12 protein-coding genes and 1 pseudogene are annotated in these 13,183 nt (G+C 64.2%); 1 reads left to right on the top strand and 12 read right to left on the bottom strand.

Annotated features, from left to right (window positions below):
* Window positions 1–167: 167 nt before the first annotated feature.
* The 12 genes and pseudogenes from XI09_RS15360 to XI09_RS15305 all read right to left on the bottom strand — a co-directional run.
* Window positions 168–413: pseudogene (locus XI09_RS15360) on the bottom strand (methyl-accepting chemotaxis protein); the annotation flags it as partial.
* Between the two features lie 63 nt (window positions 414–476).
* Window positions 477–1,649: a thiolase family protein gene (locus XI09_RS15355; protein WP_271567568.1), complete on the bottom strand. Its 1,173-nt coding sequence runs from the start codon at window positions 1,647–1,649 to the stop codon at window positions 477–479.
* Between the two features lie 318 nt (window positions 1,650–1,967).
* Window positions 1,968–3,557: a phosphoglycerate dehydrogenase gene (serA, locus tag XI09_RS15350; RefSeq protein WP_271567567.1), complete on the bottom strand. Its 1,590-nt coding sequence runs from the start codon at window positions 3,555–3,557 to the stop codon at window positions 1,968–1,970.
* Window positions 3,558–3,691: 134 nt separating this feature from the next.
* Complete coding sequence (locus XI09_RS15345; RefSeq protein ID WP_271567566.1) at window positions 3,692–4,864, bottom strand: phosphoserine transaminase; 1,173 nt, start codon at window positions 4,862–4,864, stop codon at window positions 3,692–3,694.
* Window positions 4,865–4,943: 79 nt separating this feature from the next.
* Window positions 4,944–5,135, bottom strand: coding sequence for a hypothetical protein (locus tag XI09_RS15340; RefSeq protein WP_244550268.1), 192 nt, complete (start codon window positions 5,133–5,135; stop codon window positions 4,944–4,946).
* Between the two features lie 173 nt (window positions 5,136–5,308).
* Window positions 5,309–5,773 carry a GNAT family N-acetyltransferase gene (locus XI09_RS15335; RefSeq protein WP_271567565.1) on the bottom strand — a complete coding sequence of 155 codons (465 nt, stop codon included), beginning with the start codon at window positions 5,771–5,773 and terminating at the stop codon, window positions 5,309–5,311.
* Between the two features lie 14 nt (window positions 5,774–5,787).
* Entirely contained in the window at window positions 5,788–6,378 is a 591-nt protein-coding gene (locus XI09_RS15330) for a glutathione S-transferase family protein (protein WP_271567564.1), read from the bottom strand.
* Between the two features lie 68 nt (window positions 6,379–6,446).
* Window positions 6,447–7,274 carry an outer membrane protein gene (locus tag XI09_RS15325; protein WP_271567563.1) on the bottom strand — a complete coding sequence of 276 codons (828 nt, stop codon included), beginning with the start codon at window positions 7,272–7,274 and terminating at the stop codon, window positions 6,447–6,449.
* 167 nt (window positions 7,275–7,441) lie between these two features.
* Window positions 7,442–8,260 carry an outer membrane protein gene (locus XI09_RS15320; RefSeq protein ID WP_271567562.1) on the bottom strand — a complete coding sequence of 273 codons (819 nt, stop codon included), beginning with the start codon at window positions 8,258–8,260 and terminating at the stop codon, window positions 7,442–7,444.
* A gap of 229 nt (window positions 8,261–8,489) precedes the next feature.
* A complete protein-coding gene (locus tag XI09_RS15315) occupies window positions 8,490–9,740 on the bottom strand; it encodes an MFS transporter (protein ID WP_271567561.1) in 1,251 nt (416 codons plus the stop codon).
* 236 nt (window positions 9,741–9,976) lie between these two features.
* Window positions 9,977–11,320 carry a phosphoglucosamine mutase gene (gene glmM, locus XI09_RS15310; RefSeq protein WP_271567560.1) on the bottom strand — a complete coding sequence of 448 codons (1,344 nt, stop codon included), beginning with the start codon at window positions 11,318–11,320 and terminating at the stop codon, window positions 9,977–9,979.
* Between the two features lie 221 nt (window positions 11,321–11,541).
* A complete protein-coding gene (locus tag XI09_RS15305; RefSeq protein ID WP_271567559.1) occupies window positions 11,542–11,709 on the bottom strand; it encodes a hypothetical protein in 168 nt (55 codons plus the stop codon).
* A 103-nt stretch (window positions 11,710–11,812) separates the two neighbouring features.
* Here XI09_RS15305 and XI09_RS15300 point away from each other — a divergent pair, with 103 nt between their 5' ends.
* Entirely contained in the window at window positions 11,813–12,949 is a 1,137-nt protein-coding gene (locus XI09_RS15300; protein ID WP_271567558.1) for an alpha-hydroxy acid oxidase, read from the top strand.
* The last annotated feature ends 234 nt before the right edge of the window (window positions 12,950–13,183 follow it).

The following is a 13,183-nucleotide window of genomic DNA, read 5'->3' as shown; positions in this document are numbered from 1 at the left end:
GGGGGATTGTAATGAATCGAGCGAGGTGCGGACTCGCTCGGGCCGTCATTCCGGGGCGCGCCTCTTGGCGCGAGCCCGGAATCCATCGGGCCGCAGCGACGGTGGCACGATGGATTCCGGGTTCGTCGCTTCGCGACGCCCCGGAATGACGATCGATTAGGGCGCGATCACGCCGCGCGCACGGTGTCCAAGAACCTGCTGACCTCGAGCTTGAGGCGGTTGCTGTCGTTCGACAGCGACTGCGCCGCGGAGAGCACCTGGGACGAGGCCGAGCCGGTCTCGGTCGCGCCCTGGCGCACGCTGCTGATGTTGGCGCTGACCTGCGTGGTGCCGACCGCCGCGCTCTGGACATTGCGCGAGATCTCGCTGGTCGCCGCGCCCTGCTCTTCCACCGCGGCGGCGCGCAAGCTCGACAAAAAAACACGGCGCTCGTGGCGCCGTGCTTGCCTGGCTTCAAATGACGATGACGGCCCGGATCAGCTGTAGATCTCGAACAGGCCGGCGCCGCCCTGGCCGCCGCCGATGCACATCGTCACCACGCCCCACTTCGCCTTGCGGCGCGCACCTTCCTGGAGCAGGTGGCCGGTGAGACGCGCGCCGGTCATGCCGAAGGGATGGCCGATCGCGATCGAGCCGCCGTTGACGTTGTACTTGGCGGGATCGATGCCGAGCTGGTCGCGGCAATACAGGCACTGGCTGGCGAAGGCCTCGTTGAGCTCCCACAGATCGATGTCGTCGATCTTGAGGCCGGTACGCTTGAGCAGCTTCGGGATCGCGAACACCGGTCCGATGCCCATCTCGTCGGGCTCGCAGCCGGCGGCCGCCCAGGCGACGAAGCGGCCGAGCGGCTTGAGGCCGCGCTTCTCGGCGTCCTTGGCTTCCATCAGCACCACGGCGGCGGCGCCGTCCGAGAGCTGGCTGGCATTGCCGGCGGTGACGAACTTGCCGGGCCCCTTCACCGGCTCGAGCTTGGCAAGGCCCTCCATCGTGGTCTCGGGCCGGTTGCACTCGTCGCGATCGACGACGTAGTCGACGATGCTCTCGGCCTTGGTCTGCTTGTCGACGACCTTCATCTTGGACTTCATCGGGACGATCTCGTCCTTGAACTTGTTCGCCTGCTGGGCCGCGGCCATGCGGCGCTGCGATTCCAGCGAGAACTCGTCCTGATATTCGCGGCTGAGCTTGTAGCGCTCGGCGACGATGTCGGCGGTGTCGATCATCGCCATGAAGATATCAGGCGCGACCTTGAGTAGTTCCGGATCGATCGATTCCTTCGGCGTGCCGCCGCCCGGCATGGAAATGCTCTCGACGCCGCCGGCGACGATACACTCGGCGCCGTCGGAGCGGATCGAGTTGGCGGCCATCGCGATGGTCTGCAGCCCTGAGGAGCAGAAGCGGTTGACCGAGACGCCGGCGGTGGTCTTCGGCAGACCGGCGAGCAGCGCGGCCTGGCGGCCGATGTTCGGCGCGCCATGGGCGCAATTGCCGAGATAGCAGTCCTCGACATAGTCCTTCTCGACGCCGGCGCGATCGACCGCGTGGTGGATGGCATGGGCCGCGAGCGACATCGGCGGCGTGATGTTGAACCCGCCGCGGCCGGATTTCGCGAGGCCCGTGCGCGCATAGGAAACGATGACGGCTTCACGCATTGTTTTCTCCCTTGTCGAACGATTTTGAACGGAGCGTCCTGGTGGCCATTGGTACACAAAGTTGGCAGGCTGCGGGAGAAATAAAAACGCCGCCTCCGGTGAGGGAGGCGGCGTTGTTCCGCGGGTCGGAATATATGATACGCGTCATTCCGGGGCGCGCGCCCCGCTCTATCCACTCGTCATGCCCGGGCTTGTCCCGGGCATCCACGTTCTTCGAGCCGAGCGGCGAGGCGTGGATGGCCGGGTCATAGGCGAGCGGAAGCGACGCCGTCCTTTGGACGGCTATGCCCGGCCATGACGCGAGAGGCGAGAGCTAGGTCAGAACGTCAGCGCCTTGGCCTGCTTGACCTGCGGCAGGGCCTGCACCTTGGCGAGCACGTCGGCCGGCACCGCGCCGTCGACCTCGACCAGCGCGATGGCGTCGCCGCCCAGCTTGACGCGGCCGAGATGGAAGGTCGCGATATTGAGCTTGGCGTCGCCGAGCAGGCTCGCGAACGCGCCGATGAAGCCGGGCTTGTCCTCGTTGGTGACGTAGATCATCGACTTGCCGAATTCGGCGTCGACGCGGATGCCCTTGACGTCAACCAATCGCGGCTTGCCGTCATGGTACACGGTGCCGGAGACCGAGCGCTCCTGGCGTTCGGTCGCGACCGTGACGGTGATCAGGCTCTCATAGTCGCTCTGGGCGGCGCGCACGATCTCGTCCACCACCATGCCGCGCTCCTTGGCGACGACGGGCGCGGACACCACGTTGACCTCGCCCAGCATCGGCCGCAGCAGGCCCGACAGCACGGCGGAGGTGATCGCCTTGATCTTCATCTCTGCGACATGGCCCTCATAGGTGATCTCGACCTTGAGGATGCCGCTCTCGGTGAGCTGGCCGGCAAACGAGCCGAGCTTTTCGGCAAGCGCGATGAACGGCTTCAGCTTCGGCGCTTCTTCAGCCGTGATCGAGGGGAAGTTGACCGCGTTCGAGATCGCGCCGGTGAGCAGATAGTCCGACATCTGCTCGGCGACCTGGAGCGCAACGTTCTCCTGCGCTTCGGTGGTGGAGGCGCCGAGATGCGGCGTGCAGATCACGTTGGGATGGCCGAACAGCACGTTGGTACTCGCGGGCTCCTCGACGAAGACGTCGAAGGCGGCGCCCGCGATGTGCTTGGAGTTGAGCGCATCGACCACCGCCTGCTCGTCGACGAGGCCGCCGCGGGCGCAGTTGATCAGGCGCACGCCCTTCTTCATCTTGGCGATCGCGGCCGCGTCGATGATGTTCTTGGTCTTCTCGGTCAGCGGGGTGTGCAGCGTGATGAAGTCGGCGCGCTTGAGGAGGTCATCGAGATCGACCTTCTCGACGCCGATGTCCTTGGCGCGCTCCGGCGACAGGAACGGATCGAACGCGACCACCTTCATGCGCAGGCCGAGCGCGCGGTCGGCGACGATCGAGCCGATATTGCCGCAGCCGACCACACCGAGCACCTTGCCGGTGATCTCGACGCCCATGAAGCGGTTCTTCTCCCACTTGCCGGCCTGGGTCGAGGCGTCGGCCTGCGGGATCTCGCGCGCGAGCGCCAGCATCAGGGTGATGGCGTGCTCGGCGGTCGTGATCGAATTGCCGAACGGCGTGTTCATCACGATGATGCCCTTGGCCGTGGCGGCGGGGATCTCGACGTTGTCGACGCCGATGCCGGCGCGGCCGATCACCTTCAGGTTGGTCGCCTTCTCGAGGATCTTGGCGGTCGCCTTGGTCGCGGAGCGGATCGCAAGGCCGTCGTAATTGCCGATGATCTCGGCGAGCTTGTCCTTGTCCTTGCCGAGATTGGGCTGGAAGTCGACCTCGACGCCGCGATCCTTGAAGATCTGCACGGCAGCGGGCGAAAGCGCGTCGGAAATGAGAACTTTGGGTTTGGTCATGGGGATGATCCCTGATGGTCGATAAATCTGAGACCGTCATCCGCGGGCTTGACCCGCGGATCCATTCTTTTCGATGGATGGCCGGGTCAAGCCCGGCCATGACGAGATAGGACAACGCGACGAGCGAAGCCTGCTTACGCCGCCTTGGCGAGCTGCGCCTTGGTCTCGGCGAAGGCCCAGTCGATCCACTGGGTCAGCAGCTCGACGTCCTTGGCCTCGACGGTGGCGCCGCACCAGATACGCAGGCCGGCCGGCGCATCGCGGTAATAGGCGAAGTCGTAGCCGGCGCCTTCCTTCTCGACCAGCGCGACCAGCTTCTTGCAGAAGTCGGCCTGCGCGTCCGCCGAAAGCGAGGTGAGCGCGGGATCGGTGAACTTCAGGCACACCGAGGTGTTGGAGCGGATCGAAGCGTCCTTGGCCAGGAAGTCGATCCAGGGCGTCTTCGCCTTCCAGTCGGCCAGCACCTTGGTGTTGGCGTCGGCGCGCGCGATCAGCGCCTTGAGGCCGCCGATCGACTTGGCCCAGTTCAGCGCGTCGAGATAATCCTCGACGCAGAGCATCGACGGCGTGTTGATGGTCTCGCCGACGAAGATGCCTTCGTTGATCTTGCCGCCCTTGGTCATGCGGAAGATTTTCGGCAGCGGCCAGGCCGGCTTGTAGGTCTCGAGCCGCTCCACTGCGCGGGGCGACAGGATCAGCATGCCGTGCGCGGCCTCGCCGCCGAGCGCCTTCTGCCAGGAGAAGGTGACGACGTCGAGCTTCGCCCAGTCGAGGGCTTGCGCGAATGCCGCCGATGTGGCGTCGCAAATGGTCAGGCCTTCGCGGGTCGCGCTGATCCAGTCGGCGTTCGGCACGCGGACGCCCGAGGTGGTGCCGTTCCAGGTGAAGACGACGTCCGACTTCGGATCGACCTTGGAGAGATCGGGGATTTCACCATAGGCCGCATTGAGCTTGGTGACGTCCTTGAGCCTCAATTCCTTGACGATGTCGCTGACCCAGCCTTCGCCGAAGGATTCCCAGGCGAGCGTGGTGACGGGCCGTGCTCCGAGCAACGACCACAGCGCCATCTCGACCGCGCCGGTATCGGAGGCCGGCACGATGCCGATGCGATAATCGGCGGGCACTTCAAGCACTTCGCGCGTCAGATCGATCGCGAGCTTGAGCTTGGTCTTGCCGACCTTCGCGCGATGCGAGCGGCCGAGCGCTGCGTCCTTGAGATTTTGGGCGTTCCAGCCGGGGCGCTTGGCGCAGGGGCCGGAGGAGAAATGCGGCACGTTGGGCCGCGAAGCGGGCTTCGCTACAGTCATATTCTACCCTTCCAGATAGTAAGCCTCCCGTTGGGGGGAGGTGTCCCGCCGCGGCTGATACGGGAAACGGGAAGAGTCGTCAAGGAAGTTCCGGGGCCTCACGCGCGAGTGATGGCGCTTCCGGCGCGATATCGGGGGATTCGACCGTGGCGAGCGCGTTCAGCAAGTCCGTGGCCTCGCTGATCAATTGCGCGGCTTTGCGTCGGCTGCCGACCTTCAAAATGCACTTGTCATTGGCCTGCACAACGTAGCCGTTGCCGACCTTGATCATCGAATAGCTTGTCATCGAAATCCCCGAACCGACCGAGCTCGGCGTCTGACACTGCCGTAGCACCGTTCGTTCCCGCCTCAACGTGAACGACGGCTGGGTAGTTTACCGGCTCTTAATATGAACGAATGCGCGATCCGAATTTGCTGATTGCGCAAGGTGCGCGGCGAGCTGCCTCAAAAGCGGACAGTCATGCCGACATGACTCGCTGTGAATCCGAGCCGCTTGTAGAAGCGCTGCGCGTCCACTCGCGTCTGATGCGTCAGCAGCTCGACCAGATTGCAGCCGCGCGCTTTCGCTTCCGCGATGGCCCATTGCACCAATTGCTCGCCGATGCCGCGGCTGCGACAACCGGAAGCAACGCGCACGTCTTCGAGCAGACCGCGGATGCCGCCTCGCGAGCTGATGCCTGGCAGCACCGCGAGTTGCAGGCAGCCGACCACCCTGCCCTCGCTCTCGGCAACCACGAGCTGGAGATTTTGATCGCGCTCGACCCGCTCGAACGCCTCGTAATAGGCCGCGGGCAGCGGCTCCTCCACCCGCTCACGGGCGCGCCCGAGATGATCGTCGGCGAGCATCGCCACGATCGCAGCGACGTCCTCGCGGCGCGCGCGACGGATGGAAACGGTTTCGGCGTTCATGAGATACTCCGGACTCAGCGCGCCGGCGGAAGGCCGAGAAAGGCCTCGGTCTCGCCGATCCAGCGGCGAACGGCCGCATGACGGCCGAGATCGAAGCCGCCTTCATGCGCAACGCGGGTATAGGCGAGCAGCGAGACATCGGCGAGCGAAACCGCCTCTCCGGCAAAGAAGCGGCCGGCAGCGAGATGCTGCTCCATGCGGTCGAGCGCCGCATAGCCGCGCTTGACCTTTTCGGGGTCGAGCTCGGAGGCGTCCTTGCCGAGATAGACGAGCTGGAAGCGGCACACCGCGATATAGGGCTCGTGGCTGTACTGCTCCCAGAACAGCCATTCGTCCATCTTGGCAGCAACAAAGGCGTCGCGCGGAATCAGCGCGCTGTCGCGGGCGAGATAGCGGATGATGGCATTGGATTGCGCCAGCGTGCGGCCGTCGTCGAAAGCGACAGTCGGCACCTGGCCGGCGCCGTTCATGGCAAGGAATTGCGGCGTGCGCGTCTCGCCCTTGCGGGTGTCGATCTCGATCCAGTCGTAGGGCAATGCGAGCTTGTCGCAGACCCACTTCACCTTGAGACAATTGCCGGAATTGGTATCGCCGTAGATCTTCATCGCTGCCGCCCTGCTTCGGGCAACAGAGCATCAGGACGAAGGGAACCTGTCAACAGGAACGGGGCGCGTCAGAACTTGTAGCCGAGGCCTGCGCGAACGGTATTGATGCTGGTGTCAACGGCGGAAGAGAAGCGGATGTATTCGTACTCCGCACGCATGAACAAGCCGCCGACCAGGTTGACGTCGACGCCGAGACCGGCGGTGTAGCCGTAGATCAGGTGATTGTGCTGGGCGTTGGTCGAGCTCAACGGCGCCAGCGGCGTGTACGTCCCCAACTGGGTCGCGCTCACGCGATCCTGCACGGTGGCAGTGCGCACAATGTCGGCATTGCCGAGCGCAAGGCCGGCAAACATGTAGGGCAGGAAGCATCCCCATGCGTAAGCGGCGCGGCCGCGGAACGTCCCCATGTCGCTGATGTTGATCGAAGATGTGGACGTCGCGGTGACGTCATGGAAGTTGCCGTCGGACAGTGCGGTGGCGCTGACGCGCCTTTCGCTGGCCGACGCCGTTCCTCCGAACTTGCCATGCAGCCAGCTCACTTCGAGACCCAACACGACGTCGTCCCACTGCGCGTTGTATCCGACGAAGGCGCCGAAACCGGTGGTGCGCTGCGAGGCCTTGCCGAGCCCGAGATTCCACTGCGACACGCCCATCGAGCTCTCGATCAACGTATCCGCCAGCAGCGCCGCCATCATGTTGCTGGTCGAGCCGTTGAAGTTCTCGTCGGACGAACCATAGCCGGCCTGCGCTCCGATATAAGAGCCTTGCCAGTTGACGTTGGATCTCGACAGACCGTCCGTGAAGCTGCCGCGCAGGAACGGCAGATCCGGCATGTCGGCCGCGTGCGCGGCAGACACCGTCCCCAACATCGCCGCCGCCAACAAAAGCCTACGCATCGGAACGCTCCATCGAACTCGAACTTTCGCCATGATCATGGCTCGTTAACCTTAACCAATGGTTGCGTCGGAGCCCTTCGTCGCTGTCGAGCAATGAAAAATACGCAAAGCAAAACGGCGCGGGAGGGTCCCGCGCCGTTAAGAAGTCCTAACCGATCGGCTGCCGATCAGCCCTTGGTGACGAGCGGCGGCGCGTAGACCGGCGGGCTGCTGAGGTCCCAGCGCACGCCGAACTTCAGGTCATGCGAGGTGATGTCCTTGAACTGCATGGTGCGGCCGCGGGTGAAACCGGTGAAGTCGGTGAGAGCGCCGGTGACGCCGTCGCCGAGGTCGACGTAGCGATACGCGAGTTCGAGCGTCAGGCTCGGGTTGACCTTGTAGGCAAGACCGGCGTGCGCGGCCCAGGCGAAATTCCACTTCGAAGCGTTCGGCGCGTAAGCGACGCCGCCGTTCACCGTGTTGATGTCCTGGAAGTTTGAAATGGTGTTGCGCGAGGCACCCACGCCGGCACCGATGAACGGGGTGATGCACCACCAGGTGCCGAGGTCAACGTAGGCGTTGGCGAGCATCAGCCACTCCGACTTGCTGCCATGATACTCGTCGGTAAAGGCCGGAGCGCCGTTGAAATTGATGATCTGGAGACCATGCAGATTGGCGTTGCCGCGATATTCACCGGTCACGTCGGCGCGGAACCAGTTGTTGAACTTGTAACCGGCGCCGAGGCCGAAGATGCCGGCCGTGTCGAAACCGAGGCCCTGGGTGGACGCAATGCTGATGCCGGGGTCGACGAAGCTCGGGTTGAGCTGCTTCACCTTCTGATTGCTGAAGCCAATGTCTCCGCGCAGATACCAGCCGCCGAAGTCAGCCGGAGGGGCCGGCGGGGCGTACATCGGAGGGGGCGCCGCGATCGGCATATCGGCGGCGAAAGCCATCGACGAGATCAGGGTTGCCGCACCCGCGGCAAGGAGAGACTTAACGCTACGCATTTGGCTTCGTCCTTATGGCCGGTGAGGCAAAATGCAGACGCCTCACGTTCTGGAAACTCACAGGCGGACGATGGCACCAAATGTTTAAGCGCCACTTAACCCTAATTTTTAAGGTTGATTTTTTGTGACTGCACACGCGGATGCGGCCGAAGCGTTGCAGAAATGCAGCGCCTTTCGCGCCGCAATTACTAACAATGTATGAAGCCGCAATGCAGCGAAACAGGATCCGTTAACGCGTCTGCCGCGGCAGCTTGGGCAGGAACACGGCGAGCAGCCCGATCGCCGGCAGATAAGCGCAGACCTGATAGACGAACTCGATCGAGGTGTGGTCGGCGAGCTTGCCGAGCACGGCCGCGCCCAGGCCGCCGATGCCGAAGGCGACGCCGAAGAACACGCCGGAGATCATGCCGAAGCGGTGCGGCACCAGTTCCTGCGCGAATACGATGATCGACGACGTCGTCGAGGAGATGATCAGGCCGATGATGACGCTGAGCACCGCGCTGGCGTAGAGCCCGGCATAGGGCAGCGCCAGCGTGAACGGCAGCGCACCCAGAATCGAGATCCAGATCACGATCTTGCGCCCGAAGCGATCCCCGAGCGGACCACCGAGAAACGCGCCGACCGCGTTCGCGGCGAGGAAGACGAAGAGATAGATCTGGGCGGCCTGCGTCGACACGCCGAAACGGTCGATCAGATAGAAGATGTAGTAGCTCGACAGGCTCGAGACGTAGAGCTGTTTTGAGAACAGCAGCGCCACGAGCACCGCAAGCGCGACCGCGACGCGGCGCGAATTCGGCGCATCAGGATGGGCTTGAACCGCCGCCGTCTTCTTCGCCTTGATCTGCGGCGCGTACCAGCGGCCGATGCGCCAGAGAACGACGATGGCAAGGAACGCGATCGAGGAGAACCAGGCGATGCTGCCCTGCCCGAACGGCACCACGATCAGCGCCGCCAGCACCGGGCCCATCGACGTGCCGAAACTGCCGCCGAGCTGGAATACCGATTGCGCAAAGCCGTAGCGGCCGCCGGAGGCGAGCCGCGCGATGCGCGCGGATTCGGGATGAAACACCGCCGAGCCGAGACCGACCAGCGCAGCGGCGACGAGGATGACGAGATATTGGTGCGCGGCGCTGAGCAGCAGGAGGCCGAAGAAGGTCGAGGCCATGCCGATCGCCAGCGAATAAGGCTGCGCCTTCTTGTCGGTGTAGTGCCCGACCACCGGCTGAAGCAGCGAGGCCGTGAACTGGAAGGCCAGCGTGATCATGCCGATCTGCGCGAAGTCGAGCGCGTAGGTGTCCTTCAGGATCGGGTACACCGAGGCGATCAGCGACTGCATGGTGTCGTTGAGGAAGTGCGAGAAGCTGATGCCGGCGAGCACGACATAGGCCGGCCCCGCAGCCTTGGCAGCGGCGGGCGCCACGTCGCTCACGACGACGGGCTCGGTCAGCGTTTCCGCAGATACGACGACAGGCTTGTTCAATGCAGCATCCCGGCGCGGCAGATTGCCGCGAGCTGCCTAGTTACGATGCAAGCGGCGGTGGAACCACCGCCAATCGCAAATGGCTGGGATGCGCGTGTCTTACCTCCCCGCGAGCCGGAATCGTAGGGTGGGCAAAGGCGCACTTGCGCCATGCCCACCGTCGATCCAACAACGCAACAGAAGCGGTGGGCACGCTTCGCTTTGCCTACCCTACGATACTGTGATCGGGGAAAAGCTTAGGCCGCTGCCTGCCCCAGCGCCGAGACGATGGTGTCGACGACGTCCTCGACCAGGATGCGGTCCTCGCCCTCGCCCATGACGCGGATCACGGGCTCGGTGCCGGAGGAGCGGATCAGCAGGCGGCCGTGGCCGTTGAGCCGCTGCTCGCCATCGGAGATCGCCGACTTGACGTCGGAATTATCGAGCGGCTTGCCGCCCTTGTGGCGGACGTTCTTGAGGATCTGCGGCAGCGGATCGAAGCGGTGGCACACCTCGGACACTGGCCGGCGCGACTTCTGCACCACGGCCAGCACCTGCAAGGCAGCAACGAAACCGTCGCCGGTGGTGGCGTAGTCGGACAGGATGATGTGGCCGGACTGCTCGCCGCCGAGATTGTAGCCGCCGCTCAGCATCTGCTCGAGCACGTAGCGATCGCCGACCGGCGTGCGCACGAGATCGAGCCCCTGCCCTTTCAGGAAGCGCTCGAGCCCGAGATTGGACATCACGGTGGCGACGATGCCCGGCCGCGACAGCCGGCCGTCTTCCTTCCAGCTCTGCGCGATCACCGCGAGCAGCTGGTCGCCGTCGACGATGTGGCCGCGCTCGTCGACCAGGATGACGCGATCGGCGTCGCCGTCCAGCGCAATGCCGATGTCGGCGCGCATCTCGCGCACCTTCTTCGACAGCGCTTCCGGCGAGGTGGAGCCGCATTCCTTGTTGATGTTGAAGCCGTCGGGCTCGACGCCGATCGGCACCACGTCGGCGCCCAGCTCCCACAGCGCTTCCGGCACCACCTTGTAGGCGGCGCCGTTGGCGCAATCGACCACGACGCGTAGGCCGTCGAGCGACAGATCGCGCGGCAGCGTGCGCTTGGCGAATTCGATGTAGCGGTCATGCACGCCGTCGATACGGCGGGCGCGGCCGAGGCTCGCGCTCTGCGCCAGCCGCTTGTCGAGGGATTCGTCGAGCAGCTGCTCGATCTGCTTCTCGACGTCGTCGGAGAGCTTGAAGCCCTGGGGGCCGAACAGCTTGATGCCGTTGTCCTCGAACAGGTTGTGCGAGGCCGAGATCATCACGCCGAGATCGGCGCGCATCGACTTGGTCAGCATCGCAACCGCCGGCGTCGGCATCGGGCCGACCAGCAGAACGTCCATGCCGACCGAGGTGAAGCCGGCGACCATCGCGTATTCGATCATGTAGCCGGACAGGCGGGTGTCCTTGCCGATCACGACCCGGTGGCGGTGGTCACCGCGCTGAAACGCAAGGCCTGCGGCCTGGCCGACCTTGAGGGCGAGCTCCGGCGTGATCAGTCCGTTGGCGCGGCCCCTAATCCCGTCAGTCCCGAAATATTTGCGGCTCATATCGTCCCCCACGCAACAACCAGGGAATCCCCTCTACAATCACGGAGTGCCCGAACGGGCCCCGCATCCCTGATTTGCTGAGGTCTTATAAGGCCATCGCGGCTAACTTGGCTTCAAAAAATGTGATTAATCATTACGGAATAGGGGCCGCCTTCGCCCCACTAACTAATTGTTAACACTATATTTCCCGTTAGGGAACCGGAACGGGGCGGAACCCGCCACTATTTGGAGCGCTTCACATGGCCGTCGCCGCGGCTCGGCGCCGGCTGGGTGACGTTGACGGGATCGGAGCCCGGGAAGGTCTCTTCCAGGCCCTCTTCCAGGGCGTCCTCGAGGTCCTGCTTCTCCTTGATCTCTTCCGGTGTCGGTGCGGCGCGTGGCCTCGTCATGGCACCCTCCTCTCAAACGATTTGGCTGTGCATCCAACCATGCTAGATGACCCCTCAATCTTCCGATGCAAGACTTCCGAGTAAGACGGGCCGGGAAACGTTCATGAAGCACATCACCTGTATCGACGATCTTCGCGCGCTGCATAAGCGCCGCGTGCCGAAGGCGTTCTTCGATTATTGCGACCGCGGCTCCTATGCCGAGGAAACGCTGCGCGCCAACCGCGAGGACATGCAGGCGATCAAGTTCCGCCAGCGCATCCTGGTCGATGTCTCCAAGCGCGACACCTCGACGACGATCCTCGGCGAGCCCTCGACCATGCCGCTGATCCTCGCGCCCGTGGGCCTCTTGGGCATGCAGTATGGCGACGGCGAGATCCACGCCTGCCGCGCCGCACAGGCCGCCGGCATCCCGTTCACGCAGTCGACGATGTCGATCTGCTCGATCGAGGACATCGCCGCTAATGTCGAGAAGCCGTTCTGGTTCCAGCTCTACGTGATGAAGGACCGCGGCTTCATCAAGGAATTGATCCAGCGCGCGATGGCTGCCAAGTGCAGCGCGCTGGTGCTGACGGTCGACTTGCAGGTGATCGGCCAGCGCCATGCCGACATCAAGAACGGCATGACGGTACCGCCGGAATGGTCGCTGTCGAAGCTGCTGGATTTCGCCAGCAAGCCCGCCTGGGTCTCCGGCGTGCTGCAAGGCAAGCGCCGCACCTTCGGCAACATCGCCGGCCATGTGAAGAACACAGAGGACCTCAACCGCCTCGCCGAGTGGACCGCATCGCAGTTCGACACGTCGCTGAACTGGAAGGACGTCGAGTGGGTCCGCAATATCTGGCCGGGCAAGCTCATCATCAAGGGCATCCTCGATGTCGAGGACGCCGAGGAAGCCGCCAAGACCGGCGCTCAGGCCCTGGTCGTCTCCAACCATGGCGGCCGCCAGCTCGACGGCGCGCCGTCCTCGATCGAGGTGCTGCCGGAGATCGCCGACGCGGTCGGTGAGAAGATGGAGATCATGTTCGACGGCGGCATCCGCTCCGGCCAGGACGTGATGCGCGCGCTCGCGCTCGGCGCAAAGTCCTGCATGATCGGCCGCGCCTACGCCTATGGCCTCGGCGCCGGCGGCCAGGCCGGCGTCGCCAAGGCGATCGACATCATCCAAAAGGAACTGCTGACGACCATGGGCCTGTGCGGCGTCAACAGGATCGAGGAGATCGACGATCACGTGATCGCGGTGTGAGGCGTTGAGGCGCGAAGAACGCGCCTCTATCACCATCGTCGTCCCGGACAAGCGCAGCGAAGCGGAGCGCTGATCCGGGACCCATATGTGGACGGCCCCCGTGGCACAAGAGCTTTGTCAGGTTTGATCGGATCGCTTGCATCCATATGTGCGGCCTGTTGGTGCGGTTGATTTGAACCGCTGGCCAAGATGGTTTCCGCGACGCGAGCTCCAATCAACCACGCGACCTGGGTT

It is taken from the genome of Bradyrhizobium sp. CCBAU 11386 (assembly GCF_028128955.1).
GTDB lineage: Bacteria > Pseudomonadota > Alphaproteobacteria > Rhizobiales > Xanthobacteraceae > Bradyrhizobium.
This window is presented reverse-complemented; position numbering and strand designations above follow the sequence as displayed.

Bases quoted from the DNA above. Each gene is read 5' to 3' on its own strand.
- XI09_RS15340 (WP_244550268.1), bottom strand. From the start codon at position 5,135: ATGATCAAGGTCGGCAACGGCTACGTTGTGCAGGCCAATGACAAGTGC.
- serA (WP_271567567.1), bottom strand. From the start codon at position 3,557: ATGACCAAACCCAAAGTTCTCATTTCCGACGCGCTTTCGCCCGCTGCC.
- XI09_RS15300 (WP_271567558.1), top strand. From the start codon at position 11,813: ATGAAGCACATCACCTGTATCGACGATCTTCGCGCGCTGCATAAGCGC.
- XI09_RS15305 (WP_271567559.1), bottom strand. From the start codon at position 11,709: ATGACGAGGCCACGCGCCGCACCGACACCGGAAGAGATCAAGGAGAAG.
- XI09_RS15320 (WP_271567562.1), bottom strand. From the start codon at position 8,260: ATGCGTAGCGTTAAGTCTCTCCTTGCCGCGGGTGCGGCAACCCTGATC.
- glmM (WP_271567560.1), bottom strand. From the start codon at position 11,320: ATGAGCCGCAAATATTTCGGGACTGACGGGATTAGGGGCCGCGCCAAC.
- XI09_RS15345 (WP_271567566.1), bottom strand. From the start codon at position 4,864: ATGACTGTAGCGAAGCCCGCTTCGCGGCCCAACGTGCCGCATTTCTCC.
- XI09_RS15325 (WP_271567563.1), bottom strand. From the start codon at position 7,274: ATGCGTAGGCTTTTGTTGGCGGCGGCGATGTTGGGGACGGTGTCTGCC.
- XI09_RS15330 (WP_271567564.1), bottom strand. From the start codon at position 6,378: ATGAAGATCTACGGCGATACCAATTCCGGCAATTGTCTCAAGGTGAAG.
- XI09_RS15335 (WP_271567565.1), bottom strand. From the start codon at position 5,773: ATGAACGCCGAAACCGTTTCCATCCGTCGCGCGCGCCGCGAGGACGTC.
- XI09_RS15355 (WP_271567568.1), bottom strand. From the start codon at position 1,649: ATGCGTGAAGCCGTCATCGTTTCCTATGCGCGCACGGGCCTCGCGAAA.